Annotated in this window: 27 protein-coding genes; 19 read left to right on the top strand and 8 right to left on the bottom strand. The window is 67.4% G+C overall.

Translation table 11 applies throughout. The features are described 5' to 3' along the window. Window positions 1-5 precede the first annotated feature (5 nt). From trhO to proC, 6 genes are all read left to right on the top strand, one after another. Window positions 6-932, top strand: a complete 927-nt coding sequence (gene trhO, locus AC4D2R_RS02035) for an oxygen-dependent tRNA uridine(34) hydroxylase TrhO (RefSeq protein ID WP_490936972.1) — start codon at window positions 6-8, stop codon at window positions 930-932. Continuing rightward, complete coding sequence (locus AC4D2R_RS02030) at window positions 932-2,557, top strand: DUF7059 domain-containing protein (RefSeq protein ID WP_490936970.1); 1,626 nt, start codon at window positions 932-934, stop codon at window positions 2,555-2,557. The genes trhO and AC4D2R_RS02030 overlap by 1 nt, the downstream gene beginning before the upstream one ends. 121 nt (window positions 2,558-2,678) lie before the next feature. Continuing rightward, the gene (gene topA / locus AC4D2R_RS02025) at window positions 2,679-5,423 is read left to right on the top strand and encodes a type I DNA topoisomerase (RefSeq protein ID WP_490936968.1); all 2,745 of its coding nucleotides are present in this window, start codon (window positions 2,679-2,681) and stop codon (window positions 5,421-5,423) included. A gap of 60 nt (window positions 5,424-5,483) precedes the next feature. After that, a complete protein-coding gene (locus AC4D2R_RS02020; RefSeq protein WP_490936965.1) occupies window positions 5,484-6,497 on the top strand; it encodes a Ppx/GppA family phosphatase in 1,014 nt (337 codons plus the stop codon). A 1-nt stretch (window position 6,498) separates the two neighbouring features. After that, window positions 6,499-7,338, top strand: coding sequence for a sugar phosphate isomerase/epimerase family protein (locus tag AC4D2R_RS02015; RefSeq protein WP_490936963.1), 840 nt, complete (start codon window positions 6,499-6,501; stop codon window positions 7,336-7,338). A 269-nt stretch (window positions 7,339-7,607) separates the two neighbouring features. Further along, a complete protein-coding gene (proC, locus tag AC4D2R_RS02010; RefSeq protein WP_490936961.1) occupies window positions 7,608-8,456 on the top strand; it encodes a pyrroline-5-carboxylate reductase in 849 nt (282 codons plus the stop codon). Window positions 8,457-8,459: 3 nt separating this feature from the next. Here proC and AC4D2R_RS02005 read toward each other — a convergent pair whose 3' ends face one another. Together AC4D2R_RS02005 and AC4D2R_RS02000 are read right to left on the bottom strand one after the other, a co-directional pair. Then, window positions 8,460-9,128, bottom strand: a complete 669-nt coding sequence (locus AC4D2R_RS02005) for a potassium channel family protein (protein WP_490900933.1) — start codon at window positions 9,126-9,128, stop codon at window positions 8,460-8,462. Next, on the bottom strand, window positions 9,121-10,533 hold the full coding sequence (locus AC4D2R_RS02000) for a TrkH family potassium uptake protein (RefSeq protein ID WP_490936959.1): 1,413 nt from the start codon (window positions 10,531-10,533) through the stop codon (window positions 9,121-9,123). The genes AC4D2R_RS02005 and AC4D2R_RS02000 overlap by 8 nt, the downstream gene beginning before the upstream one ends. Before the next feature lie 126 nt (window positions 10,534-10,659). On the opposite strand from AC4D2R_RS02000, the gene AC4D2R_RS01995 reads away from it, so the two are divergent. The 5 genes from AC4D2R_RS01995 (at window position 10,660) to AC4D2R_RS01975 (ending at window position 14,584) form a co-directional block, all read left to right on the top strand. Beyond that, on the top strand, window positions 10,660-11,862 hold the full coding sequence (locus tag AC4D2R_RS01995; protein WP_490936957.1) for an acetoin utilization protein AcuC: 1,203 nt from the start codon (window positions 10,660-10,662) through the stop codon (window positions 11,860-11,862). Between the two features lie 56 nt (window positions 11,863-11,918). Beyond that, window positions 11,919-12,488, top strand: a complete 570-nt coding sequence (locus AC4D2R_RS01990) for an ArsR/SmtB family transcription factor (protein WP_490936955.1) — start codon at window positions 11,919-11,921, stop codon at window positions 12,486-12,488. Window positions 12,489-12,752: 264 nt separating this feature from the next. Beyond that, the gene (locus AC4D2R_RS01985; protein ID WP_490936953.1) at window positions 12,753-13,868 is read left to right on the top strand and encodes a 3-deoxy-7-phosphoheptulonate synthase; all 1,116 of its coding nucleotides are present in this window, start codon (window positions 12,753-12,755) and stop codon (window positions 13,866-13,868) included. A gap of 157 nt (window positions 13,869-14,025) precedes the next feature. Next, entirely contained in the window at window positions 14,026-14,262 is a 237-nt protein-coding gene (locus AC4D2R_RS01980) for a helix-turn-helix domain-containing protein (protein WP_490936951.1), read from the top strand. 223 nt (window positions 14,263-14,485) lie between these two features. Further along, on the top strand, window positions 14,486-14,584 hold the full coding sequence (locus tag AC4D2R_RS01975) for a 30S ribosomal protein bS22 (RefSeq protein WP_003792170.1): 99 nt from the start codon (window positions 14,486-14,488) through the stop codon (window positions 14,582-14,584). A gap of 177 nt (window positions 14,585-14,761) precedes the next feature. Here AC4D2R_RS01975 and AC4D2R_RS01970 read toward each other — a convergent pair whose 3' ends face one another. Next, window positions 14,762-15,574, bottom strand: a complete 813-nt coding sequence (locus AC4D2R_RS01970; RefSeq protein WP_490936949.1) for an HAD family hydrolase — start codon at window positions 15,572-15,574, stop codon at window positions 14,762-14,764. A gap of 64 nt (window positions 15,575-15,638) precedes the next feature. Between AC4D2R_RS01970 and AC4D2R_RS01965 the strand changes: the two genes are divergently transcribed. Further along, window positions 15,639-15,908 carry a glutaredoxin family protein gene (locus tag AC4D2R_RS01965; protein WP_490936945.1) on the top strand — a complete coding sequence of 90 codons (270 nt, stop codon included), beginning with the start codon at window positions 15,639-15,641 and terminating at the stop codon, window positions 15,906-15,908. A gap of 155 nt (window positions 15,909-16,063) precedes the next feature. Next, window positions 16,064-16,774, top strand: a complete 711-nt coding sequence (locus AC4D2R_RS01960; protein ID WP_490900947.1) for a redox-sensing transcriptional repressor Rex — start codon at window positions 16,064-16,066, stop codon at window positions 16,772-16,774. 100 nt (window positions 16,775-16,874) lie between these two features. On the opposite strand, the gene AC4D2R_RS01955 is transcribed toward AC4D2R_RS01960, so the two are convergent. Next, window positions 16,875-17,633, bottom strand: a complete 759-nt coding sequence (locus tag AC4D2R_RS01955) for a hypothetical protein (protein ID WP_490936943.1) — start codon at window positions 17,631-17,633, stop codon at window positions 16,875-16,877. Window positions 17,634-17,853: 220 nt separating this feature from the next. Continuing rightward, a complete protein-coding gene (locus AC4D2R_RS01950; RefSeq protein ID WP_490936941.1) occupies window positions 17,854-18,396 on the bottom strand; it encodes a YceI family protein in 543 nt (180 codons plus the stop codon). Between the two features lie 163 nt (window positions 18,397-18,559). Here AC4D2R_RS01950 and AC4D2R_RS01945 point away from each other — a divergent pair, with 163 nt between their 5' ends. Genes AC4D2R_RS01945 through ccsB form a run of 5 tightly spaced genes read left to right on the top strand, consistent with a single transcriptional unit; the run spans window position 18,560 to window position 23,430 of the window. Beyond that, window positions 18,560-19,234: a histidine phosphatase family protein gene (locus AC4D2R_RS01945; RefSeq protein ID WP_490936939.1), complete on the top strand. Its 675-nt coding sequence runs from the start codon at window positions 18,560-18,562 to the stop codon at window positions 19,232-19,234. A gap of 39 nt (window positions 19,235-19,273) precedes the next feature. After that, window positions 19,274-19,894, top strand: a complete 621-nt coding sequence (locus AC4D2R_RS01940; protein WP_490936937.1) for a TlpA family protein disulfide reductase — start codon at window positions 19,274-19,276, stop codon at window positions 19,892-19,894. A gap of 6 nt (window positions 19,895-19,900) precedes the next feature. Beyond that, on the top strand, window positions 19,901-20,695 hold the full coding sequence (locus AC4D2R_RS01935) for a cytochrome c biogenesis CcdA family protein (RefSeq protein WP_490936935.1): 795 nt from the start codon (window positions 19,901-19,903) through the stop codon (window positions 20,693-20,695). A 57-nt stretch (window positions 20,696-20,752) separates the two neighbouring features. Next, complete coding sequence (gene resB / locus AC4D2R_RS01930) at window positions 20,753-22,435, top strand: cytochrome c biogenesis protein ResB (RefSeq protein ID WP_490936933.1); 1,683 nt, start codon at window positions 20,753-20,755, stop codon at window positions 22,433-22,435. After that, window positions 22,435-23,430 carry a c-type cytochrome biogenesis protein CcsB gene (gene ccsB / locus AC4D2R_RS01925; protein ID WP_490936931.1) on the top strand — a complete coding sequence of 332 codons (996 nt, stop codon included), beginning with the start codon at window positions 22,435-22,437 and terminating at the stop codon, window positions 23,428-23,430. The genes resB and ccsB overlap by 1 nt, the downstream gene beginning before the upstream one ends. A gap of 98 nt (window positions 23,431-23,528) precedes the next feature. Here the strand turns inward: ccsB and AC4D2R_RS01920 are convergent, their stop codons facing one another. Further along, window positions 23,529-24,023 carry a PLD nuclease N-terminal domain-containing protein gene (locus AC4D2R_RS01920; protein ID WP_490936929.1) on the bottom strand — a complete coding sequence of 165 codons (495 nt, stop codon included), beginning with the start codon at window positions 24,021-24,023 and terminating at the stop codon, window positions 23,529-23,531. Window positions 24,024-24,053: 30 nt separating this feature from the next. Between AC4D2R_RS01920 and AC4D2R_RS01915 the strand changes: the two genes are divergently transcribed. Continuing rightward, entirely contained in the window at window positions 24,054-24,353 is a 300-nt protein-coding gene (locus AC4D2R_RS01915) for a DUF4229 domain-containing protein (protein ID WP_490936927.1), read from the top strand. A 25-nt stretch (window positions 24,354-24,378) separates the two neighbouring features. Here the strand turns inward: AC4D2R_RS01915 and AC4D2R_RS01910 are convergent, their stop codons facing one another. Next, window positions 24,379-25,260, bottom strand: a complete 882-nt coding sequence (locus AC4D2R_RS01910) for a 1,4-dihydroxy-2-naphthoate polyprenyltransferase (protein WP_490936925.1) — start codon at window positions 25,258-25,260, stop codon at window positions 24,379-24,381. A gap of 66 nt (window positions 25,261-25,326) precedes the next feature. Next, entirely contained in the window at window positions 25,327-26,463 is a 1,137-nt protein-coding gene (locus AC4D2R_RS01905) for an AMP-binding protein (protein WP_490936923.1), read from the bottom strand. Window positions 26,464-26,470 lie beyond the last annotated feature (7 nt).

Here is a 26,470-nt window from a genome sequence, read left to right as displayed (position 1 = left end):
AAACCGTGTCAATGAACCGGATTGTCTTGTATTACGCCTTCACGCCGCTGCCCGACCCCGATGCGGTCAAGCTCTGGCAGAAGGGCCTCTGTGAACACCTTGGCCTGCGCGGGCGCATCCTCATCTCCAAGGACGGCATCAACGGCACCGTCGGCGGTCCGCTCGACGCGGTCAAGCAGTACGTGAAGGCGACCCGGCAGTACCCGGCCTTCAAGAAGATGGACATCAAGTGGTCCGAGGGCGGAGCCGAGGACTTCCCGCGGCTGAGCGTCAAGGTGCGTGACGAGATCGTCTCCTTCGGCGCCCCGGGCGAACTGAAGGTCGACGCCGGGGGAGTGGTCGGCGGCGGCACCCACCTGCGGCCCGAGGAAGTCCATGCCCTTGTCGAGCAGAAGCGAAGCGAGGGCGAGGAGGTCGTGTTCTTCGACGGGCGCAACGCCGTCGAAGCCCAGATCGGGCGCTTCAAGGGAGCAGTGGTGCCCGATGTGAGCACGACCGCCGAATTCATCGCCGAACTCGACTCCGGCAAGTACGACAACCTCAAGGACAAACCGGTCGTCACCTACTGCACCGGCGGTATCCGCTGCGAGGTGCTCTCGAGTCTGATGATCAACCGCGGGTTCAACGAGGTGTACCAACTGCAGGGCGGGATCGTGCGTTACGGCGAAACCTACGGCGATTCCGGCCTCTGGGAGGGATCGCTCTACGTCTTCGACAAGCGCATGCATCTGGAATTCAGCAAGGACGCCGCGACGATCGGCAAGTGTGTGCGCTGCGAGGCGCCCACGAGCAAGTTCGAGAACTGCTCCAATTCCGCCTGCCGCAACCTCACGCTCTACTGCGCCCGGTGCGCGGCGCGGCCTGAAACACTCCGCTGCCCGCAGGGGTGTGAAACCGACGAAGCCGAGGCCACCGCAGCCGGTGCCGCCTGATGCGCGCCTTCGACGAGGACGTCTCCACCGCGCCGTCGAGCCGTGACCAGGGCCTCCTTGTCTCCCTCGCGGCGGACCTCGCCGGGCTCAACTACACGGTCGACGGCGTCGCCGGCCTGATCGGGGCGGAGGCGTACGCGGCGCTCGGGCGGGACCAGCTGGTACCGGCCCGGCTGGCCTGCGACGAGGAACTCCGCCGGGAATCCCCGTCGCAGCTTGTTGTTCCGGTGCTGCTCTGGCTCCTCGGCGAACCCGTCCCGGAACGGCAGCTCGACCTGGCATTCCCGGCGACCGGTGCCGCCGGGCTCCGGGCCCTGCGGCTTGTCGAAGGCCACCCGGCGGAGGAGGGCCCCGACGACGTGCGCGCCGCCGTCGACCTTCGGCCGTATTCCTCAGACTCGGACGGAGACCTGTGGGTCGCGAGCGACCTCGGCGCCACCCAGCGCCCCGGCGCGCTGCGGCACGACCACGTGCTGGGCATCGGCGGGGCCTCGCTCACGCTGGCCCAGCTCACCGTCCGCCGGGACGCCGATACCGCGCTCGACCTTGGAACCGGCTGCGGCATCCAGACCTTCCACCTCCTCTCCCATGCGCGGCACGTGACCGCCACCGACATCTCCTCCCGGGCCCTGGCGTTCGCCCGGTTCAACCTGCTGCTCAACGCCGGCCCGCTCGGCATCGACCCGTCCGCCCTTGAGGAGCGCGTTGCCCTGCGCCAGGGAAGCATGCTCGAGCCAGTGGCCGGTGAGCGGTTCGACCTCGTCGTTTCAAACCCGCCGTTCGTCATCACCCCGCGCGGCGCGCATGACAGCCAGGACCAGCAGTACACCTACCGGGACGGAGGGCTCGCCGGCGACGCAATCGTCGCGGACCTGGTCCGCGATCTGCCAGGGGTGCTTCACGAAGGCGGCACCGCACAGCTGCTGGGCAACTGGGAAGTGCAGGACGGGCGGGCGTGGGATGAGCGGCTCGGGCAGTGGCTGCCGGGCGGAACCGACGCGTGGATCATCCAGCGGGAACTGCTCACCCCGCTGCAGTACGCCGAAACCTGGCTGCGCGACGCCGCCGAAAACCGTGACCGTCCGGCCTACCTCCGCCGCTACGCCGAGTACCTCGGCGACTTCCGTTCCCGGGGCGTCGGCTCGGTCGGCTTCGGGTATGTCTGGCTCCGGCGCACCCCGCCCGGGCGTATGCCGTCGGTGCGCTTCGAGGAGATCACCCACGACGTCGAGCAGCCGCTCGGTCCGCACCTCGCGGCCGCCGCCTCCCGCATCGACTGGCTGGCCGGCCATCCCGCGCCGGAGTCGCCGTCCGGTGAGGGGCCCGGACTCGCCGCGGCGTACCTGCTGGTCGCCGAGGACGTGACCGAGGAACGCCACCAGCGCCCCGGCGCCGAGCACCCCGGTGTGATCCTGCTCCGCCAGGGCGCGGGGCTGCGCCGCACCACCCTGCTGAGCACCGAACTCGCGGGCTTCGTCTCGGCGTGCGACGGTGAGCTGACGGCCGGCCAGATCGCAGGCGCACTTGCGGCCCTGCTGGGCCGCGAAGACGGAATTTTCGCCCTGGAACTGCTGGCGGCGGTGGAGCAGCTGGTGCTCGACGGATTCCTGATTCCGGCGCCCTGAATCTTGCCGTTACCCTAGTGCAGGTACGCATACCGCATACTGGGAGGGGTGGAGCCAGCAGCGGGATCCCCACCGGATGTCACTGACCGGCTGGCTCAGCACCCCCGTATCGAGGAGAAAAGTGCCCACTAAGGCATCGGACAAAAAACACGGCAAAAAGCTCGTCATCGTCGAATCACCCGGCAAGATCAAGACCATTGCCGCGTACCTTGGCGAGGGCTTTGAGGTCGCCGCATCGATGGGCCACATCCGCGATCTTCCCCAGCCCTCCGACCTCCCCGCCGAGATGAAGAAATCCTCGGTGGGCAAGTTCGCTGTGGATATCGACAAGGACTTCGAGCCTTACTACGTTGTGTCCTCGGACAAGAAGAAGAAGGTGGCCGAGCTCAAGGCGGCCCTCAAAGACGCCGACGAACTCTATCTCGCAACCGACGGTGACCGCGAGGGCGAGGCCATCGCGTGGCACCTGCTTGAGGTGCTGAAACCGAAGGTGCCCGTCCACCGGCTCACCTTCCCCGAAATCACCAAGGAAGCCGTCCAACGCGCCCTGCTTGAAATGCGCGACCTCGACATTCCGATGGTCGACGCCCAGGAGACGCGACGGATCCTCGACCGCCTCTACGGGTACGAAATCTCACCGGTGCTCTGGCGGAAGGTCGCCCGCGGCCTGTCCGCAGGCCGGGTGCAGTCAGTCGCAACACGGCTCGTGGTCGAGCGCGAACGCGAACGCATGGCGTTCCGCTCCGCCTCCTACTGGGACCTCACCGGCTCCTTCACCCCCGAAGACTCCGCCAAGGGCAGCGAATTCCCGGCGAAGCTTGTGGCCGTTGACGGAAGCCGGATCGCCTCCGGCAAGGACTTCTCCGACCGCGGGGAGCTGACGGCCAAGGGCGCCGTCCGCCTCGACGAGGAAGCAGCGCGTTCGCTCGCCGCCGGCCTCGAGAACGCCGCCTTCACCGTGCGTTCGGTCGAGACGAAGCCGTACACGCGCCGCCCCGCCGCACCCTTCACGACGTCGACCCTCCAGCAGGAGGCAGCGCGCAAGCTGCGCTTCTCCTCGAAGATGACGATGCAGGTGGCCCAGCGGCTGTACGAAAACGGCTACATCACCTACATGCGTACCGACTCGCCGGCTCTGTCGGACCAGGCCGTGAACGCCGCCCGCCGGCAGGCCTCCGAGCTCTACGGCGCCGAGTACGTTCCCGAGGCGCGGCGCATCTACAAGGGCAAGTCGAAGAACGCCCAGGAAGCGCACGAGGCCATCCGGCCCGCCGGTGATTCCTTCAGGACCCCGGCGCAGGTGGCCAAGTCGCTGCGCGGTGACGAGTTCCGCCTCTACGAACTGATCTGGAAGCGCACCGTGGCCTCCCAGATGGCCGATGCCAAGGGTTCGACCGCGTCGCTCCGCCTCGGGGCGCGCAGCACCGATGGCCGCGACGCCGAGTTCTCCGCCTCCGGAACGGTCATCACCTTCCGCGGCTTCCTCGCCGCCTACGAGGAAGGCCGCGACGCCGACCGGAACCAGGACGGCGACGACGACGCACAGGGCACCCGCCTGCCCAACGTCGCCCGTGGGGATTCCCTCGCCGCACGCTCGATCGAGCCGATCGGGCACGAGACCTCGCCGCCGCCGCGCTACACCGAAGCTTCGCTGGTGAAGGTCCTTGAAGAGCGCGGCATCGGCCGCCCCTCGACCTACGCCGCCACGATGTCCACAATCGTGGACCGCGGCTACGTGCGCATCCGCGGTCAGGCGCTGGTTCCGAGCTGGATTGCGTTCTCCGTGGTCCGGCTCCTCGAAGAGCACTTCAACGACTACGTCGACTACGACTTCACCGCTGAACTTGAAGAGGACCTCGACCGCATTGCGCGCGGCGAGGCGGGCCGGGTCGAGTGGCTCGACCGCTTCTACTACGGCGACCGCAAGGACACCGGGCTTCACACGATCGTCAACGATCTCGGGGAGATCGACGCCCGGCGCATCAACTCGGTCGAGATCGCCGACGGCATCACGCTGCGGGTGGGCAAGTTCGGCCCGTACCTCGAAAAGCCGCTTCCCGCCGATGCCCCCGAGGGCGCCGAGCCGCAGCGCGCCAACGTTCCTGAAGATCTGGCACCGGATGAGCTGACCGCCGAGAAGGCCATCGAACTGATGGAGTCGCCGTCCTCCGAGGAGCGCGTGCTCGGCGTCGACCCCGAGACCGGGCGCACGATCGTGGCCCGAGACGGCCGCTACGGTCCCTACGTGATCGAGCTCATCCCGGAGCCCAGCGAAGAGGACCTGGCGAACCAGCCGGTCGAGTATTACAAGAACGGCAAGCCCAAGCCGCCGAAGAAGCCGGCGAAGGTCAAGCCGCGCACCGGCTCGCTGTTCAAGTCGATGTCGGTCGAAACGGTGACCCTCGAAGACGCCCTGAAGCTGATGAACCTGCCGCGGGTCCTCGGTGAGGATGCCGAAGGCAAGGAGATCACCGTCCAGAACGGACGCTTCGGGCCGTACCTGAAGAAGGGAAGTGATTCCCGCTCCATCGGCTCCGAGGAGGAGATCTTCACGATCACCCTCGAGCAGGCCCTGGAAATCTACTCCCAGCCCAAGCAGCGCGGCGGGCGCACCGCGACGCCGCCGCTGGCCGAATTCGGTGACGACCCCGACAGCGGGAAAGCTATTGTGGTCAAGGATGGGCGCTTCGGGCCGTACATCACGGACGGAATCACCAACATCACCGTGCCGGGATCGATGGCCATCGAGGAGCTCAGCCGGGAGCAGGCGGTTGAGATGCTCGCGGAGAAACGCGCGAAGGGCCCCGCGCCCAAGAAGACGACCCGGCGCGCACCGGCAAAGCGCAAGGTCGCGGCGGGGAAGTAGGCCTTTGCGGGAACTCCGCGGCCGGGAAGACATGATGAGTGGCAGAAAGCTGGCGGAACGATGCGTCTAGGGGTGTTGGACATCGGGTCGAATACTGTGCATTTGCTGCTGGTTGATGCCCATCCCGGGGCGCGGCCGGTCCCGTTCGCATCGCATAAGCGCCCGCTGCAGCTCGTCGCCCACCTCGATGACGAGGGCCGCATTACCGACGAAGGGCAGGCCGGCCTTGTCGGGTTCGTGCGGGAGGCGCGCGAATTCGCCCACCAGCACGGGGCCGAAGACCTGCTGGCGTTCTGCACCTCGGCCATCCGGGAGTCCGCCAACGGCGAAGCGGTCCTGGCCCGGGTGACTGCTGAGACCGCGGTCGACCTCCAGGAGCTTTCCGGTGACCAGGAGGCGGCCGTCACCTTCCAGGCCGCACGTCGCTGGTACGGGTGGGGTGCCGGATCGCTCCTGAACCTCGACATCGGCGGCGGGTCCTTCGAAATCGCGATGGGTTCGGACGAGCTGCCCCAGCGGGCCGTTTCGGTTCCCCTGGGTGCCGCCCGGCTCACACGCGAGTGGCTGCGGGATGATCCGCCCAGCCCCCAAAGCATCACCGACCTGCGCGGATACATCCGCTCAACCCTCAGCGATGTGGTGCGCGGCTTCAAGCCCCTCGGCCGCCCGGACCTCGTCGCCGGCACCTCGAAGACCTTCCGCTCGCTGGCGCGCATCGCCGGAGCCGCCCCGTCGACCGCCGGGCCGTTTGCGCGCCGCCAACTGCACCGCAGCGACCTGAGCCTCTGGGCACGGCGGCTCTCCGCGATGTCCGCCGAGGACCGCGCCGGCCTCAAGGGCATCTCCGAGATGCGCTCCGGCCAGCTGCTTGCAGGAGCGCTCGTCGCCGAAGCCGCGCTCGATCTGTTCCGGATCGATTCGATTGACATCTGCCCCTGGGCGTTGCGCGAAGGGTTGCTCCTGCGTCGCTTCGACGCGAAGATGTTCGACGCGGAGCAGCCCCTGCCGGGGGCAGGGGTGGGGCACGCCCACCTCGACGCCGGTGCCTCTGCGGCGGCAGGCGGGTTGTCCTGAGATGGGCGATCCGTTGACGCCCGGGCGTCCCATTCCCGTGGCACTCTCCAGTGCTTCCGTCTACCCGCTGTCAGTCCACGACGCTTTTGCCCTCGCCAGCGACCTTGGTTACGACGGCGTCGAAGTGATGGTGACGAACAACTCGGTCAGCCAGAACCCCGACAAACTGGGCATCCTCAGCGAGCAGTACAGCCAGCCCATCCTGGCGATCCACGCCCCCACCCTGCTGCTGACCCAGCAGGTCTGGGGCAAGGCATGGACCAAGGTGGAGATGTCAGCGGCGATGGCCGCCGAAGTAGGAGCGAAGACGGTTATTGTCCACCCGCCCTTCCGCTGGCAGACCGGATACGCGGAGAACTTCGCCGAAGGCATCAACAGGGTCGCGGGGGAGTACGGCATCGAGATCGCCGTCGAAAACATGTACCCCTGGAAGGTCCGCGGCCGGGAAGCCAAGGCCTACCTGCCCCACTGGAACCCCGTCCCCGAACCCTACGACGCCGTGACCTGGGATTTTTCGCATGCGGCAATCGCCGGAATGGACTCCTTCGAGGAGATCCGGGGGCTTGGTTCACGGCTCGCGCACGTCCATCTCACCGACGGAAACCTCAACGGCAAGGATGAGCACCTCCTGCCCGGGCAGGGCGGCCAGCGCTGCGGCGAGGCGCTGGGGTACCTTACCGATTCCGCATGGCAGGGGGTCGTGGCCGTCGAAGTCAGCACACGCAAGGCGCGCGGCGCCGGAGAACGCGAGGAATGGCTGGCGCAGACCCTCGCCTTCGCCCGGCAGCACCTGCGGCATCCGCGGGGGGCGAACACCGGGGTGGCCGGCATCACCGAGTAGTGCGGTGCCGAGAGTCGAGGGAAAGCTGATTACCCGTCCCGGCGCCGCAGGACACCTGCGGGTTGACCCTTTAAAGAAGGATGGCGCCGGCGGCAAAGGCGGGTGCTGGGGGGTCACCCGTCATGCCGCCAGCGCCGGACCGGATCAGGAAGTCCGGCCCTCATCACTCGCACCTTCATGAGGTAACTGAAACGCTATCGCCCCAGCTTGTGCCTTAACCGGATAAACGCTGGGAGAACGCTGGGAGGCGGGCGTGGCAGGATTGAGGAATGACTGATGCACAAGCACAACGCCTGTCCTTCCTCGGCTGCGGGTCGATGAACGAAGCGATCCTCGCTGGGCTGCTCGCCGCAGGGCTTGAGCCCACCCGGGTGAGCGCGACCGTCCGGCGCGGGGAACGCGCCGCGGCGCTGCGCGGGCGGCACGGGGTCACTGTCCTCGCCACCGAGGAGGATGAGGCGGCCAACCGGAAGGCGGCAGCAAACGCCGACGTCGTCATTCTCGGCGTGAAACCGGTCGGCGTCGTCCCGCTCGCCCAGGACATCGCCGCCTCGCTCCGCCCTGACACCCTGGTGCTGAGTGTGGCCGCCGCGGTCACGACCGCAATGATCGAGGCTGCGCTTCCCCCGGGCCAGCCGGTGATCAGGACGATGCCCAATACGCCGTCGCGCCTGGGCCGGGGCGTCCTGTCCATCTCGGCCGGATCCGCCGCCGGGCCCGAGCACCTTGCCAAGGCCCGTGCCCTGCTCGCATCTGCAGGCACCGTTGTTGAGGTTCCCGAGGCCCAGGTCGACGCCCTGTCCGCCATCAGCGGGTCGGGCCCCGCCTACGCCTTCTACCTCGCCGAGGCCATGGCCGCGGCCGGGGAGAAGCTCGGCCTTGCCCCGGAACTCTCCCGGCTTCTGGCGACCGAAACCGTTGCCGGCGCCGGGTTCATGCTCGCCCAGGAGGGCGCGGACGCCCGCGAGCTGCGCCGGGCCGTGACCAGTCCCAACGGGACAACCGAACGGGCCGTGGCGACCTTCGACGAGCGGGGGCTGGCGGACATCATCGCCGACGGAGCGCGCGCCGCAACTGAGCGCGCCGCACAGATCACGCGCGAGCTCGGGGGCAGCTAGCGCTCAGGGTCGGCCGGCGAACCGTTCGAGCAGGTCGACGTGTCCCGAGACGATCAGCATGTCGCGTCCGGAAACCTTGGTGTCGGGCCGGGCGTAGGTGAAGTCCTCGCCCGGGGATTTCACGCCCACGACCGTCACCCCGTACTTCGAGCGCACTGAGGACTCGGCAAGGGTGAACCCCTGCGTCTCCTTCGGCGGGTACATCTTGACGATCGCAAACCCGTCGTCGAACTCGATGAAGTCCAGCATCCGTCCACCGACGAGGTGGGCGGCGCGCTGCCCGGCGTCGGCCTCGGGATAGATCACGTGGTTGGCGCCGATGCGCTTGAGGATCTTCCCGTGCGAGGGGGTGATCGCCTTGACCCACAGGTGGTCGATGCCCAGGTCGACCAGGTTCGCGGTGATCAGCACGCTCGATTCGATCGACGTTCCCACCCCGACGACGGCGGCGGTGAACTCCTGCGCGCCGAGCTGGCGCAGCGCGTCAATGTTCGTGGCATCGGCCTCGACGACGTGGGTGAGAACGTTGGAAAACTTCTGCACCAGCTGCGGGTCCCGTTCAATCGCCAGGACCTCACGGCCCTGCTTCACGAGCTGCTCGGCCGTGGCTGAACCGAACCGGCCCAGGCCGATCACCAGGACCGGGGCGTTGTGGGGTGGTCTCTCAGCCAATGATCGGCCTTTCTTCGGGGTAGTGATAGAGCGTGCTGCGCTGCTGCAGTGCCAGCGCCGAGGCAAGTGTAATCGTGCCCATGCGGCCGGCGAACATCAGCGCAGAGAGCACGTACTTGCCCTCGGGCGGCAGCTCGGCGCTGAGGTTGGTGCTCAGCCCGCACGTTGCGAAGGCGGAGATCACTTCGAAAACCACCCTGTTCAGCTCCTCGTCGGAGATGGCCAGGATCAGCCCGGTGCCCACCATCACCAGGGTGGCGCCCATGAAGATCACCGAAATGGCAACGCGCATCGCACCGTGCGGGATGGTCCGCCCCCACGCCCGGACGTCGGTGTTGCCGCGGGCCTCCGCCACGATCGCAAGGAACATCACGGCGATCGTGGTGACCCGGATGCCGCCGGCGGTTGACGCCGAACCGCCCCCGGCGAACATGAGCGCGTCGGTGAGCAGCATCGTGGTGGAGTCCATGACGCTCTGGTCAACGAGGTTGAAGCCGCCGGAGCGCATCATCACCGAGGCGAAGACGGCGTGGATCACCTTGTCCGATGCGGCGAGCCCGCCAACGGTGCGCGCGTTCGACCACTCCAGGGCGGCCCATCCAATCGTCCCCGCGGCGAGCAGGATCAGCGACATCGTGACGGTGAGCTTCGTGTGGAGGTTCCACTTGCTGAACCTCCACTTGGTCTGCAGGAGAACCATGACGACCGGGAAGCCGAGGCTGCCCAGGAAGACTCCGACCATGAGCGGGGTCAGGATCCACAAATCCGTCTCGTAGGGAACCAGCCCGTCGGAATGCGGAGTGAAGCCGGCGTTGTTGAACGCGGAGATCGAATAGAAGATGCCGTGCCAGACCGCCTGGCCGAACGGTTCCCCCAGCACCATGAACCGCGGAATGAGCACCAGTGCGAGCACCACCTCGATCACCACCGAGGTGGTGATGACGATCCTCAGCAGCGTGCCGATTTCTCCCAGCCTGCTGGCGTTGTTCAGCGCCTCCTGGGCGATCAGCTTCCCGCGCACGCCGAGGCGCCGGCTGACGACCAGGGCCAGCAGCGACGCGAGGGTGAGCGTGCCGAGGCCGCCGATGAAGATGCCCAGCAGGATGATGAGCTGTCCAAGGAAGGACCAGTGGGTTGCGGTCGAAACGACGGTCAGCCCCGTCACGCACACTGCCGACACGGCAGTAAACATCGCATCGTGCAGCGGGGTCACCTCGCCGGAACTCGATGCCATCGGCAGGCTCAGCAGGGCGGTGAAAACGAGGATCACCGCGATGAAGATCATCAGGGCAAGCCGGGCGGGCGAGCTGTTGGCGAACGCGTCAAGGAGGTCCCGGGCACGCCCGAGGAGCCGTAGGGTGCTCTGCTGATTCTGCCTCAGCCATCGCGGCTGTTGAGTGACCATCGACGCCGTTCGTCCCTGGTTGCTGTTCAAGCCGCCTCGGCGGCACTGCGTTTGTCCTTCGAGTAGTAAATCACTTCCGGACGGTCTTCGTAGCCGAACGGTGCGGCGTCGCGTAGCCTGTCAGTGATGTCTAGACATTCCCCGCCCACACCGCCCACCCAGGTGACGTGGGACGACTCGATGCTCGCCTACAACTTCGGCGGGCACCATCCAATGAATCCGGAACGGCTCGCCCTGACGGCCCGTTTGGCGCGCGACATGGGCCTCCTTGACCTTCCCAGCGTCTCGGTGGTCCGCCCCCACGTTGCCGCCGACCCGGAGCTGGCGCTTGTTCATGGCCGCGACTACATCGCCGGGGTGCGGACGCTCAGCGAAAATCCCGAAGCCGCGTCGCCCGGGTTCGGGCTCGGCACCGAAGACACTCCCGCCTTCCGGGGCATGCACGAAGCCAGCGCCCGCCTGGTTGGCGGTTCGCTTGCCGCTGCAGAAGCGATCATCTCGGGCCGGGCCGTGCACGCGGTGAACTTCGGCGGCGGCATGCACCATGCGGGACGCTCGAATGCCAGCGGCTTCTGCATTTACAACGATGCCGCCGCGAGCGTCCAGCGGCTGCTGGATTCCGGAATGCAGCGGGTGATGTATATCGACGTCGACGCCCACCACGGGGACGGCACGCAGAACATTTTCTGGAACGAGCCCCGCGTGCTGACGGTGTCGCTCCACGAGACCGGGATGAGCCTGTTTCCGGGCACCGGATTCGCTAACGAGATCGGCGGACCCGGAGCCGAAGGTTCTGCCGTCAACGTGGCCCTTCCCACCCACGCCGGCGACGCCGCAGTGCTGCGGGCCTTCCACGCGGTCGTGCCGCAGCTCGCTGAGGTCTTTTCCCCGGACGCGATCGTCAGCCAGCACGGGTGCGACTCCCACGCGGCGGACCCGCTGACCCACCTCAAGCTGAGCGTGGACGCCCAGCATGCGCTCATGCTCGGAGTGCGGGACCTCGCGACGCGCTTTTCCGATGGACGCTGGATTGCAACCGGGGGAGGCGGCTACAACCTCGCCAGCGTCGTCCCCCGCTCCTGGACCCTCTTGATCGCGGTGGCTGCCGGGGCGCAGGTTGGACCCGAGACTCCTGTGCCGTCCAGCTGGCGCGACTACGTCCGGGAACGGCACGGGTCGGAAGCCCCGGCGCTCCTGGGCGACGGCGCCGACACCTGGTGGCGCTCCTGGGAAATCGGCTACGACCCTGCCGACGACCTCGACCGCAGTGTCATGGCCACCCGGAAGGCAGTGTTCCCCCTGCACGGGCTCGACCCCTGGTTCGATTAACCGGCATCCCATCCCGCCGGGATGCCGTTTCGCGTATATATCGCTAGGGTGAACGGATGGGTATCGATGATGTGTTCGCAGTCATCGCCGAAGGCACGCGCAGGGAAATCCTGGGCTCGCTGCGGGCGGGCGATAAATCAGTGGGTGAGCTCGTTGCGGAACTGAACGTCAGCCAGCCCACAGTCTCCAAGCATCTGAAGGTGCTCCGCGAGGCAGGACTGGTCAGCCCCCGGGCGCAGGGCCAGAAGCGCTTCTACTCCCTCGACGCAGCGCCGCTGGCCGCCGTCCAGGAGTGGCTCACTGAGTTCGCCCCCGCCGACGCGGCCGATGCCGTTTCGCCGGCAAGCGCGGCTCCCGAGGATCACGCCGGCGCGCAACAGCCCGGCGACCGGGCGGAACTCCCCGCCGGGGAGCCCGCGCCTGCGGAATCCGCACTGCTGCAGCCCGACGAGGAGTCGGCTGCCGAGCCGCTCGCCGCGGCCGCGCTCGCCGTTCCCGCGGACGCGCCGCCCACTGCGGCCGAAGTGACCCGGCAGCAGCAGATCGGGCGCACCGTCGGCCGCGCCGCCGAGCGGGCATCCGACCTCTTCGCGCAGCTGCGCCGCCGCCGTGAAAAAGAGCGGTAACCCCCTGGTCCCGGCACATCCCGGGCCGCAGCAGGCCGAACCCCATTTGAGCCGCCGCCGCCGGAAGGGTAGGGTACCTTTCATGACCCGTTGGTATGCGTATTTTTTGTTGGCTCTGAAGGAGCCCGCAGTCTAATACGCTGACCAACTTCTTCAGAGCCAACAGGGCGGGGATCACTCCCTGCCCTTCGCCGTTTCTACGGCGGGTTCTGCAGCAGCTGAATCCGGCCGAAGCGGCAGGCACACCGCCCTCGCACACCGGAAATGGGAACCACAGTGACCACTCAGCTCCATGCCCCGCAGACAAGCGCCACCCGGAATCTCCGCGTCACCCGGTTCGAGCCGCTGCCGACGCCGCGGCAGCTGCGCCAGGAACAGCCCCTCAGTGATTCCTCCGCCGAAACGGTCGCGGGCGCCCGCCGCGACATCCGTGCGGTGCTCGACGGCACCGACGACCGCCTGCTGGTAATCGTCGGCCCCTGCTCGATCCACGACCCGGCGGCGGGCCTCGACTACGCCCGGCGCCTGGCATGTACCGCAGCGGCCCTGGATGATGATCTTTTGATCGTGATGCGCGCCTACTTCGAGAAGCCGCGCACCACCGTGGGCTGGAAGGGGCTGATCAACGATCCGCATCTTGACGGCAGCCACGACATCTCGCTCGGGCTCCGCACCGCCCGCCGGTTCCTCGGCGAGGTCACCGACCTCGGGCTGCCCGTGGGCACGGAGTTCCTGGAGCCGGTGAGCCCCCAATACCTCGCCGACCTCGTGGCGTGGGGCGCAATCGGCGCGCGGACCACCGAGAGCCAGATCCACCGCCAGCTCGTGTCGGGCCTGTCCATGCCGGTCGGATTCAAGAACGGCACGGACGGCGGACTCCAGGTCGCCCTCGACGCGTGCGTTGCTTCATCCGCGCCGCAGTCCTTCCTGGGGATCGACGATTCCGGGCGGGCCGCCCTTGTGACGACCACCGGAAACCCCGACGCACACCTCGTCCTGCGCGGGGGCAGCGGCGGGCCGAACTACTCATTCGAACATATTGCCGCCGCGGGCGCCGCGCTCTCCGGGCAGCGCACCGCTGCCCGCCTGATCGTTGATGCAAGCCACGCCAACAGCGGAAAGGACCACGTGCGGCAGGCGGAGGTGGCGCGCGAGATCGCCGCGCTGCGGGCTTCCCGGCCGGGGTACGCGGACGCCGTCGCCGGTGTCATGCTCGAAAGCTTCCTTGTTGAAGGGGCCCAGAAGCTCACCGAGGGCGCGGCAGGGGAGCTGAGGTACGGGCAGAGCATCACCGATGCGTGCATGGACTTCGCCACCACCGAGTCGATCCTTGAGGAGCTCGCCGCCAGCGTGCGCGGCACCCGTGAAGCCTCCCGTTAATACGGTGCTTTCACTTTGGTCACATTAGCCACTAGAGTACTGCTCTAGGCGGATAATCCTTATGCCACAAGGCGACACGCCGACTAGTCGCTCAATGGGTGTCAAGCGTGATGCCGGTCGCAGGGTGAGAAGCCTTCAAGAAAAGGACAGTGGTGAGATGGCAGACGGGAACAATTTCTCGGATGTGCAGTTTCTGACGGTCGCCGAGGTGGCCGAGGTCATGCGGGTTTCCAAAATGACGGTCTATCGGCTCGTCCACTCCGGGGAAATGCCGGCCGTCCAGTTCGGCAGGTCCTACCGCGTGCCCGAGTCGGCCGTCGAGGCGTACGTGCGCCACGCGCAGGTCGACGCGCAGGTCGCCGTGCAGGTCGACGGACAGTCAGCCACGGCCTGACCGCGCCCGGCAAACAGGCACCGCGCGGGCTGGTCCCGGTCAAGGGGCGGCGCCAATTGGCTGTACCCTGTTAAGGAATGTTTTGGTCGGCAATTGTCTGCCGTCCTATGCAGCACCACCGGTGCGCATCACCTTGTGCGCCAATGTCAGATCCAGGCGGAAGCACGCTGTTCAGCGGCGTGTGCCGCCGCTTGGAAACTTCAGCAAAGTTTGTGAGGACTCTATGGGTTCAGTAATCAAGAAGCGCCGCAAGCGTATGGCAAAGAAGAAGCACCGCAAGCTGCTTCGCAAGACCCGCCACCAGCGCCGCAACAAAAAGTAGGGCCTGGCCCCTCGCAGCCGGCCTGCCGCTGACGGGAGGCTTCCGCTCCCGCTTTACCGGTCCGCAGCTTCAACCGAAACAGTTGAAGCCGTGGGCCGGACGTGGTTAAGGCGTCCTGGTGAGCCGCAAGATTTTCCGACCCGGCTGCACGGCCCGGCTGACGCGGGTGCAGCCGGGTCAGCGCCCGCGCATCCGCGTGAATCCGCGCCAAAGCCCGTAGACCACGCCGGCTCCGGTGGCCGCCCGCAGCCCGGCCGTTGCAGCGCGCCGGCCGCTGCGGAAGTCGTAGACCGGCCAGTTGTTCGCCCGGGCATGGCGGCGCAGTTTGCTGTCAGGGTTGATTGCCACTGGGTGCCCGACGATGCTCAGCAGCGGCACATCGTTGTAGGAGTCGCTGTATCCCCAGCATCGGGCAAGATCGAGGTTGTCGCGTGCGGCGAGGTCGATGACTGCGGCGGCCTTCGCCGCGCCGTGAAGGAACTCGCCGACGAGCCGGCCCGTGTAGAGGCCGTCCGCCACCTCGCCGACGGTGCCCAGGGCGCCCGTCAGGCCAAGGCGCTTGGAAATCACGGCGGCCACCTCAACCGGGGTGCCGGTCACGAGCCACACCTTCCGGCCGGCGTCGAGGTGATGCTCGGCGAGCGCGCGGGCTCCCGGCCAGATCTTTGAGGCGATCATCTCGTCGTAGACCTCTTCGCCAAGGGCGAGGATGTCGGCATGGGCGATGCCGATGGCGAAGGACAGCGCGGCGTCGCGCACCGCGTTAACGTCCGTCATTGTTTCGCCGCGCATGATGAAGCGGATCTGCTTCCAGGCCAGGCCGGCGGCGAACCTCAGCGTGAACGCGCGCCGCTGGTACATCTTACGGGCGACGTGGAAGAGGCTTGCCCCTCGCATCATCGTGTTGTCGACGTCGAAGAAGGCGGCTTCCCCGGGCTCGCCGACCGCACGCGGAGGACGCGGGGTCGACCCCGGGACGGCTGCAGGCATGGTTTGAGTCTAGCTACTGGGCGCCCGCACCCGGCACAGGCGCCCGGGCGGGTAGTTTTGAGTCATGGACACTTCCGAAGCCGCCGGCGCCGGGCCGGACATCGTCCTTCTGACGAAACCCTCCTGCCACCTGTGCGAGGACGCCCGCGCCGTTGTGGAGCGGGTGGCCGGCAGCCTCGGGCTGCGCTGGCGGGAACGCTCGGTGGCCGGGGATCCGGATCTCCTTGCCCGGTTCGCGGAGGAGTTGCCGGTGCTCATGATCGACGGCGTGCAGCGGGATTTCTGGACCATCGACGAGGCCAGGCTGCGCCGGCTGCTGATGCCGGGTGCGTGAGCGGTGACGCCCGTGCCCGTTCCCGGTCAAGCCCGCGCTTCCCGGTTGGAGGGCCGACCGTCGCCACCTAGAGTGGAAGTAGATCCGCCGGGAAATCGTGCCAGTGGGGGCGATACCGTTTCTGCGGTATCCGAGATGCAACGGAGCAGAGAACAGTGACGACGCCGGACGTGCCAGAGCTTCATCCAGTAGGCGGTGAAGCCGCGCGTCGGATTCCTCCCGCGTCGCTTTCCCGCCTGACCATCTACCTGCGGGCGCTGAACTCACTGCTTGCAGAGGGTATCGAGCGGGTGTCCTCCGAGGAGCTTGCCGATGCGGCCGGCGTCAACTCTCCGATGCTGCGCAAGGATCTGTCTTATCTCGGCTCGTACGGCACCCGCGGAGTCGGTTACGAGGTCCAGTACCTCAACCGCCAGATTTCGAGCGCCCTCGGGCTGACCCTCGACTGGAGGGTTGCGATCATCGGCGTGGGCAACCTCGGGCGCGCCCTTGCCGGTTATTCGGGGTTCGCCTCGCGCGGGTTTGAGATCGTTGCACTTTTCGACGCCGACCAGATGGTGGTTGGTTCCGAGGTGGGCTGGCTGCGTGTCAGCGCCGTGGATGAGCTTGAGCCGGTGCTCAAGCGCACGCGCGCGAATATGGCGGTGCTGGCCGTGCCGGCCGAAGTCGCCCAGGCCCTCTGCGACAGGCTTGTCGCTGCGGGAATCACAAGCATCCTCAGTTTCGCCCCGGTCGTGCTGCAGGTGCCCCCGCACGTCCAGCTGCGCAAGGTCGATATGTCAACGGAACTGCAGATCCTCGCCTACCACGCGCAGCGGGCCCAGGAGCCCGACATGGGCCTCCCCGACGCCCGCTCCGCTCAGTAGGAGCCGGAACGCAAACCGGGCAGCGGCACTGGCTTCGGTGCCGTCCGGCGCAGGCGCCTCGCCTGCGCCGGCCTCGGCAGAGGAACGGTGCGGGGCCCTGCTAGTAGCGCGGGGCCCGAGGGGCGAAGTACTCGTTTGTTGGCTTCAGGTAGCAGAGGATTACCCCAGCGACACCAAGCAGGACGGACAGGGCCGCGAGCGCGCCGCCGCCCAGGGAAAGCAGCGAAAGCCCGGCCAGGACGGTTGCCGTGATCCGCGCCCAGTTCTTTCCCTTGCGGATCATCACCGCGAGGAGAACGTAGATTGCCGTGAAAACGATCCCGAAGATGATCGCCAGGGTGGCGATCGTTCCGGCGAGCGACTCCGCCGTGAACCCCGCGGTCTCGAGCTGGGCAATCTGGGAGGGGTCGAGCGTGGCAAGGGGGTTCATCGAAGAAAGGATGGTGCTGAGCAGGAAGACCAGGCCGGCGGCGATGATGAGCCAGTATGCGATAACGACCTTCTGCGGTGCAGGACCCTTTGTCGCGGCCGCAGCCGGCGCGCCCGGGTAGGTGTATCCGGACGGCTGGGCAGCCTGGTATCCGTAATTGGGCTGCTGCTGACCGTACTGCTGCTGACCCTGTTGCCCGTACTGCTGCTGGCCCTGCTGGCCGTACTGCTGCTGGCCGTACTGGGGTTCGACCCGTTCGCCGTACTGCGGCGGGCCGGGCTGCTGTCCGTATCCTCCGGCCTGCCCGCCGCCCGCCGGCGCCTGGGGTGCGTTCTGCCCGTACCGGGGCTGAGCAGGGTTCTGGGGTGCGGGATCGTGCGGAGTCGGATCCTGGGGGTTGGGCTCAGGAGTTCCCGGAGGTGTAGTCATGACCGCATCCATTCACTGAGGGCGCCCGAGGGCGCCGGGGCTTCGGTTTCAGCCTATCGCGCAGGCAGGCGATCGCTACCTCGGCGCGGCCATCCCTTTGGGTCAATTCAGGGGATGCGGCCGGCCCGGACGCCCGGGGAGCCGTTAACGCGGTCAGCCGCCGGCCCCTGGGGGGCCGGCGGCTGACGAAAGCTGGCGGGCGGGTGCCCGAAGCTGACTGCTAGTTGGCTACGAATGCAGCGTCGAGGCTGATGGTGACCTTGTCACCAACGAGAACGCCGCCGGCTTCGAGGGCAGCATTCCAGGTCAGGCCGAAATCCTTGCGGGAAATGGTGGTCGAGCCGGACACGCCTGCGCGGGTGAAACCGAACGGGTCAACAGCAACACCGTTGAACTCGGTATCGAGAACGACGGTCTTGGTGATGCCGCGGATCGTGAGGTCACCCGTGACCTTGTAGGTCTCGCCCGAACCCTCGACCGAAGTCGACGTGAAGGTCATCTCGGGGAACTCCTCGACGTCGAAGAAATCGGCGCCGCGTACGTGGGCATCGCGGTTCTCGTCACCGGAGTTGAAGGAGGCGGTCTTGACGGTCGCCGTCACCTTCGAGTCTGTGAGGTTGTCACCAACGACCAGGGCTGCTTCGACATCGCCGAAGGTGCCGCGCACCTTGCTGATGCCGGCGTGGCGGACGGTGAAGCCGATCTCGCTGTGTGCGGGATCGAAGGACCAGGTTCCGGTGCTGAGGCCTGAAGGGATGCTCATGGGTTGTTCTCCTTGGATGGGAAGAGGAAGGTTGTTACTTCTATATAAACATGCGTTTGCATCTTTTATTCCCACCCCGTCCGCAATCAGCCCGGTGCACGGCCGCCCGGGGCAGTCCACGGGGGATTTAGCGGGGCGGGGATAACTCTGCGAAACTGGGACCATGCCCCTTGCAACCGTTCACCTGGTGCGCCACGGTGAGGTCCACAACCCCGACGGGGTCCTGTACGGGCGGCTCCCGGAGTTTCACCTCTCCGATCTCGGCCGCCGCATGGCCCAGCAGATGGCGGACCATTTCGAGCAGCGCCGCAATGAAGGTGCCAATATCGTTTACCTTGCCGCCTCGCCGCTGACCCGCGCCCAGGAGACCGCCGCGCCTGTCGCCAGCGCCCTGAACCTCGAGGTGAACACCGACAGCAGGATCCTCGAAGCCGAAAACCGTTTCGAGGGGCTGTCCCGCATCAAGAGCAAGCTGCGGCAGCCGCGCTACTGGCCGCTGCTTGTCAATCCGATCCGGCCGTCCTGGGGTGAGCCATACTCGGCGCAGGCGTCGCGGGTCATGGAAGCGGTCCGCTTCGCCCGGGATGAGGCGCTGCGCGGAGCCGGCGGTGACACGCACGGACCGGCCGAGGCGATCCTCGTCAGCCATCAGCTGCCCATCTGGGTCACCCGGCTCGCGGCCGAGGGGCGGAGGCTGTGGCACGATCCCCGCCAGCGCGAATGCACCCTGACGTCCGTCACGTCACTCGATTTCTCCGGTGATGTTCTCACGCGGGTCCGGTATGAGGAACCATGCGCGGACCTGCTTCCGGGTGCGGCGAATGTCCCGGGAGCATAATAGAATTACTACACGTTGTAGAAAAATGTGGAAGAAGCCGTGACACCTTCGAATGCCGCTCCGGCTAGACGCCCGCTGATCAAATTCGGCGCCGCTCTCGCCCTTGCACTGTCCGCCTCGATGGCGCTTGCCTCCTGTGCCGCGGAAGACCCCCTCGCCCAGCAGGCGGCGGCGGGGGACAACAAGAACTACATCGCCGGAGACGGATCGGTCACGGAATACGCTCCGGGGGAGCGGGGAGAGCCCGTGCAGCTCACCGGGACCCTGTTCGACGGTTCCGAGGTTTCAAGCGCCGACTGGGATGGACAGGTGACGGTGCTGAACTTCTGGTACGCCGCCTGTGCTCCCTGCCGCAAGGAAGCCCCCGACCTCCTGGCCCTCCACAACGCCTTCGAGCCCGCCGGCGCCCAGTTCTACGGGGTGAACATCCGTGACGAGCGCAAGACAGCCGAGGCCTTCGAGCGCACATTCGACATTCCCTACCCCAGCTTCAACGACAAAGACGGCGGCGTTCTTCTCGCGATGACGAGCTACGTCCCGCCCCAGGCCGTCCCCACCACCCTGGTCCTGGACAAGGAGGGACGCGTTTCGGCGCGGATCCTCGGCCTTGCCGACCGCAGCACCCTGAAGGCCCTGATCCAAGATGCCGTCGCCGAGTAGCGCCCCATGCAGCTGCTGACAGCGCTTGGGGCGGCCGTTCCCGCACAGGGCAACCCGTTCGCCGACGCGGTGCTCAGCGGCTCGATGCTTCTTGCCCTGCCGGTTGCCCTGCTCGCCGGGCTCGTCTCCTTCGCCTCGCCATGCGTGCTCCCGCTCGTCCCGGGGTACCTCGGCTATGTGACGGGGCTGACGGGCGTCGACCTGGAGCAGCAGCGGCGCGGCCGGATGTTCGTCGGAATAGCCCTGTTCGTCCTTGGCTTCTCGCTGGTCTTCATGGCCTACGGGACGCTGTTCGGCCAGCTCGGGGCCTGGCTGCGCGTCTCACAGGACTGGCTGATCCAGGTACTGGGCATCGTTGTGATCCTCCTCGGCGTGGTGTTCGCCGGCGGATTCTCGTGGTTCCAGAGAGAGAGCAGGGTCCACGCCCGCGTTCCCGCCGGGCTGTGGGGCGCCCCACTGCTCGGGATGACGTTCGGGCTCGGCTGGGCGCCCTGCATCGGCCCGACGCTGGGCGCCGTCCAGCTGCTCGCCATTTCCGGCGATGACGCAAGCGCGCTCCGCGGCGCCGTCCTCACCTTCGTCTACTGCCTGGGCCTCGGGCTTCCCTTCCTCTTCATTGCACTGGGTGTGCGCCGGGGGATGGGGGCAATGCGGTTCTTCCGCAGGCACCGGCGCCTGCTGCAGCGCGCCGGCGGCGGCCTGCTGATCGCCGTCGGAGCGCTGATGGTGACGGGCGTATGGAACCGGTGGATCACCAGCATCCAGGACCTCCTCATCAGCAATGTGAATCTGCCCATCTAGCCCGCTTCCTCACCCGGTTTCCCGGATGAGCGACCACCCAACGAAGAACAGGTCAAGGTGAAAAAGGAAAAGGAAAGCACAGCGGCTGCCAAGCCCGACGCCGTCCTGCCCGCGCTCGGCCTCGGCGGAAGCCTGCGGTGGGCGTGGACGCAGCTGACGAGCATGCGCACGGCCCTTTTCCTGCTGCTGCTGCTCGCAGTGGCTGCCGTCCCCGGATCACTGTTCCCGCAGCGGCCCGCCAACCCCGCCGTCGTGACCCAGTACATCGAAGACCATCCCGGCACCGGCCCGGTGCTCGACTGGTTCCAGCTGTTCGACGTGTATTCCTCGGTCTGGTTCTCCGCGATCTACCTGCTGCTGTTCATCTCCCTCATCGGATGCGTCATCCCCCGCGCGCTCGCCCATGGCAGGGCCATGAAGGCCCTCCCGCCGCGCACACCCAAGCGTCTGTCCCGCCTGCCGGTCTACGGCACGATCGAGATTCCGGCCGAGCGTGCCGCAGCCGCGGGGATCACCCCCGGCTCCGCGGCCGCCGACGCCGCTGAAATCCTGCGCAAACGCGGATACCGGGTGGACATCCGGGACAAGGACACCGACCGCCCCTCCGTCGGGGCCGAGCGCGGCCTGAGCAAGGAACTGGGCAACCTGGTGTTCCACATCTCGCTCATCGGGGTCCTGATCTCCGTGGCTGTGGGCGGACTGTTCGGCTACAACGGTCAGAAGGTCATCGTCGAGGGCGACAGCTTCGTGAACACCCTGGTGGGCTACGACTCCTTCACCCCCGGCACCAACTTCAGCAACGACCAGCTCGACCCCTACTCGATCCGCCTGGACTCCTTCGACGTGCAGTTCGACCGCGACCAGCCGGCGCACTACGGCCAGCCGCTGGACTTCACCGCGAACCTCACAACCAAGGACGGCCCCGGCGCTGCCCCGCAGAAGCAGGTGCTCAAGGTGAACGCGCCGGTGAAGATCGGCGGCACGAGCGTCTACCTCGTCGGCAACGGCTACGCGCCGGTGGTCACGGTGCGCGACGGCGAGGGGAACATCGCCGTCCAAGGCCCGGTTGTGACAGTGCCCTCCGACGGCCTCTACACCTCCCTGGCCGTCATCAAGGCGCCCGACGCCCAGCCCGACCAGCTCGGCTTCGTCGGGTTCTTCCTCCCCACGGCCTTCATCGACGAGAACGGGGTCTCCTTCTCGCGCGACCCCGATCCGTTCAATCCCCAGCTGAACCTCAACGCCTACTACGGTGACCTCGGCCTTGACGGGGGCGATCCCCAGAACGTCTATGCCCTCGACACCGAAGGACTCACCGAGCTCAACAGCAGGAACAGCGACAACGGCGGCATCGTGCTCGGGGCGGGCGAGACCTACGACCTGCCCGAGGGCAAGGGCTCAATCACCTTCGACGGGCTGAAGCGGTACGTCGCCCTGGACATCCACCACGACCCCGGTCAGCTCGGTGCCCTCGCCTTTTCCACCCTCGCCCTGACAGGGCTCACCGCCTCGCTGTTCATCGGGCGCAGGCGGCTGTGGTTCCGGTCCGGAATCCACCCCGACGGGCGCGTCCTCCTTGAGTACGGGCTGCTCGCCCGCGGCGAGGACCACCGCCTCGCCGGGGAAGGCGCCGCTGTCGAGAAACTGCTCCGCGCACGCTGGCTGGTGCCGGAGGCCCAAGCAGGAGAAAATCAATTGCAGCCCGCCGGAACGCGCGGCGACGACGGTAAGGACACCTAATGCCAAGCGTTAACGCCGAATTGGGCGCAGCCAGCGAGCTCTTCATGCTGCTCGCCTCCATCGCCTATGTTGTGGCACTCGTTTTCTTTGTGCTCGACCTGGTCAAGTCGAGCAAGACCATTGAGAAGGTCGAAGCGCGGCTCGCCACCGTCGGAGCGCCGCAGGCGGACCTGCCTCCCGGTGCGGGGGCGGCTGCGACCGCTGACGACTCGATGTCGTACAGCGCCGGCCAGCGGCGCTCCTCGGCACGGATCGCCGTCGCGCTCACCGTGCTTGCCACGGTCATCCACGCCGCGGCGGTCGTGAGCCGGGGCGTCGCGGCGAACCGGGTGCCCTGGGGCAACATGTACGAGTTCTGCACCACGGGCGCGCTCGTCGTCTCGCTGATCTTCCTGATCACCCTGACCCGGCGGGACCTGCGCTTCGTTGGATCCTTCGTCGTCGGCCTCGTGGTGGTCATGCTGTGCGCCGCGACGGTGGGCTTCCCGACCCCGGTGGCCAACCTCATCCCCGCGCTGCAGAGCTACTGGCTGATCGTGCACGTGTCCATCGCCGTTGCGTCCTCCGCCCTCTTCACCATCACCTTCGCGATGTCGGTGCTGCAGCTGGTGCAGTCCTCGCGGGAAGCCCGCGTTGCCGCCGGCCGCTCCGATACCGCACGCTTCATGCGCCTTGTCCCGTCGGCCCTGAGCCTGGAGAACCTTTCCTACCGCCTCAACGCCGTTGCCTTCGTCGGCTGGACCTTCACCCTGATGGCCGGCGCGATCTGGGCCGAGCAGGCGTGGGGCCGGTACTGGGGCTGGGACACCAAGGAGGTCTGGACGTTCGTGATCTGGACCGTCTATGCAGGCTACCTCCACGCCCGGGCCACGCGCGGCTGGACCGGAACGCGGGCGGCCTGGCTGTCGATCGTCGGCTACCTGTGCATCGTGTTCAACTTCACGATCGTCAATATCTACTTCTCGGGGCTCCACAGCTACGCCGACGCGGGCTGACCTTCCCGGCCGCACAAAGCCGCACCGGCCCCATCCCCTTTCGGGATCGGACCGGTGCGGCTTTTGCGTGGGTGAAGAGTGCGGCGGAAGGGCGCGGGCTACGGGTTCTTGGGCCGGTGCGCGCCGGTACTTCCGGAGTCCCCGGCGTCGTCGTCCGATTCGGGGGCCTGCGGAGTCTCGGAACTGCCTGAGGCCGGTCCGTCCGCCTTGGGGCCGCCCTTGGTTCCCCCGCCCTTGGTTCCTCCGGCGTGCGGCTGGCCGTCGTGCGGCTTCCGCTCCTGCTCGCGCCGGCGCTGCTCCCGTGCCTGCTGCCGGCGCTTGGTCTCAAGGTTCTGCAGGAACTGCGGGTCGTCATCGGGCGCGGTGGGGCGCCGCGGAGCAGGGCGGGTCGGACCGGCCGGCCGGGCCTGGCGCGGGCGCCCGAAGAGGAACCAGAGGCCCGCTCCGAGGAGGGGAACAACGAGGATCGTGATCAGCCATGCCGGTTTCGAAATGCTTCGCACTTCATTGGACCGACTCATGAAGCAGTCGATCAGGGCGTAGATGATGATTGCGACTCCAAGAATCACCAGAAAGAGCAACAGGCGGGGCATACCCCAATTGTAGGCGAGTAAACTTGTACGGTGGCCTTCCTCAAATTCACCGCCCTGCGGCTGCTGCTCGTCGTCGTCATCTTCGTGGTCTGCGTGCAGCTCGGGCTTGGTGCCATCCTGTCCGCCGTTGCCTCCGCCGTCCTGGCTTGGTGCGTCACCTACCTCTTCTTCCGGGAGCTCCGCGACGCCGCTGCGGCAAACCTGCAGCGCCGGTTCAAGGAGGGGGCGCCGCCGGTGCGCAACGCGATGGAGAACGACGACGCCGCCGCCGAAGACGGCCTCGACCCCAACGCCCCCGTCAACGCTGACCGCCGGCCGCGCCGGGACTGACCGGGCCGCACGGTGCCGCGCGGGCCTACAGCGCGACGGTCAGGACAATCCCGAGGGCGAACAGCACGCTGAAGCCCAGGTTGATCAGGCTTGTCTGCTTCAGCACGGGGATCAGGCTGCGGCGCTTCTTGCCCTTGAGCATCAGCCAGCTCGGCATCAGGCAGGCCGGAATCAGCAGGAGCACGAGCAGCACCCACGGGTACTTCTCGACGAGGAACAGGGGCAGCAGGATGGCTGTCGCGAGCATCATGACGTAACTGACCCGCGCGGCGGTGTCCCCGAGGCGCACAGCGAGGGTCAGCTTCCCCGAGGCGCGGTCCGTCGGGATGTCCCTCACATTGTTCGCCATCAGGAGCGCCATCGCGATGACCCCGGTGCTCACTGCCCCCACCCACGCGGCGGCGCTAAGGGAACCGGCCTGGGTGTAGGTGGTGCCAAGCGTCGCGACGAGCCCGAAGAACACGAAGACGAAGATGTCGCCCAGGCCGAGGTATCCGTAGGGGTTCTTTCCGCCCGTGTAGCCCCAGGCGGCGGCGATGCAGCCAAGTCCAACGAGCAGCAGGAACCAGGTCTGCGACAGGATGATCAGCGCCGCGCCGGCAACCATCGCCAGCGCGAAGCAGCCGAAGGCGGCGTACTTCACCTGGCGGGGTTCGGCGGCGCCGGACCCGGTGAGGCGCAGGGGTCCCACGCGGTCGTCGTCGGTGCCCCGGATGCCGTCGGAGTAGTCGTTGGCGTAATTGACGCCAACCTGCAGCAGCACGGCGACGACGGCGGCGAGCACGGCGTTGAACGGCCGGAACGAGGCGAGCCCGTGGGCTGCCGCGCTGCCGATGATCACCGGTGCAAGCGCCATGGGCAGCGTACGGGGGCGGGCTCCTTCAAGCCACTGAGCGGCATTCGCCACGGTTTGTTCCTTTGCTGGTTGTGCTGGTGTGTCTGGCCGGTCAGGTGCCGGTGGGGAGGAAAAGGGTCAGTGCCCCGACTTTTCGAGGAGCGCCCTGAGCGCCTGGCGGTCGGGCTTGCCTCCGGGAAGCAGGGGGAGCGCGTCGAAGCTCAGCACCGTCTTGGGCGCGGCATGGGCGCCGAGTTCCTCGGCCACGCGGGCACGGACAACGGTTGCGTCAACGGATCCGACGACGGCGGCACCCACCGCCGCGCCCCACTCGGGGCTGGTGATTCCCAGGACGACGGCCTGGCTCACCTGCGGGATGTCCTCGATGACGCCGGCGATGACCGACGCCGAGACCTTGAGTCCGCCTGTGACGATGACGTCGTCGATGCGGCCGTGCACAACGACTTTCCCGTCCGCGCCGACGTCGCCTGCGTCGTCGGTCCTGAACCACCGGCGCCCGGAGTTGTGGACGAAGCGGTCCTCGGTGAGCTGGGGGTCGTTGAGGTAGCCGTCGGCGAGCATCGGGCCGCTGATCCACAGCCGCCCTTCTTCGGACAATACCTCTACGCCGTCGAGGGGCACGCCGTTGTAGACGCAGCCTCCGCTGGTTTCGCTCATCCCGTAGGTTTCCACGATGTTCAGGCCCTGGCGGCGGGCCTCGCCGCGCAGCGCAGAACCCATCGGAGCCCCGCCGAGCAGGATGGCGTTGAACCGGCGGAGCACCGCGAGGGTCTCCGGGGCCGGATCGGCCAGCAGGCGGTGAAGCTGCGTGGGGACCAGGGAGGTGAAGCGTACCCGGTCCGTCAGCTCGGACGCGGCGGCGGTGAACGCTTCGGCAGTGAACGGTGCACCCGAGTCCATCGTCCAGGGGCGGGTGCCTGCGTAGAGCGAGCGGACCAGGACCTGGAATCCCGCAACGTGGTGCACGGGCAGCGCGAGGAGCCACTGTCCCTCCGCCTTCAGGGCGAAGGCCGTGGCCATGGCGGAGGCGGCCAGCGCGTCGACGCTGAGCATTGTCTTCTTGGGCACCCCCGTCGAGCCGGAGGTGCTCAGGACGGCGGCGATTTCGTCGTTGGGCAGTTCCCCGGGGAAGTCTTCGTCGGCGGCAACATGCGGGGCGATCGCCGGGCCCTCGCCGGCGAGCGAGGCCGCCAGCGGTTTCAGCAGTTCGTGCGCGTCGAAACCCGAAGGGGTGAATATGGGGAGCAGTTCCATGCCGGTC

The organism is Arthrobacter sp. TJ-217, from assembly GCF_058269255.1.
The sequence above is the reverse complement of the archived record's forward strand: the minus strand, read 5'-3'. Positions and strand labels throughout refer to the sequence as shown.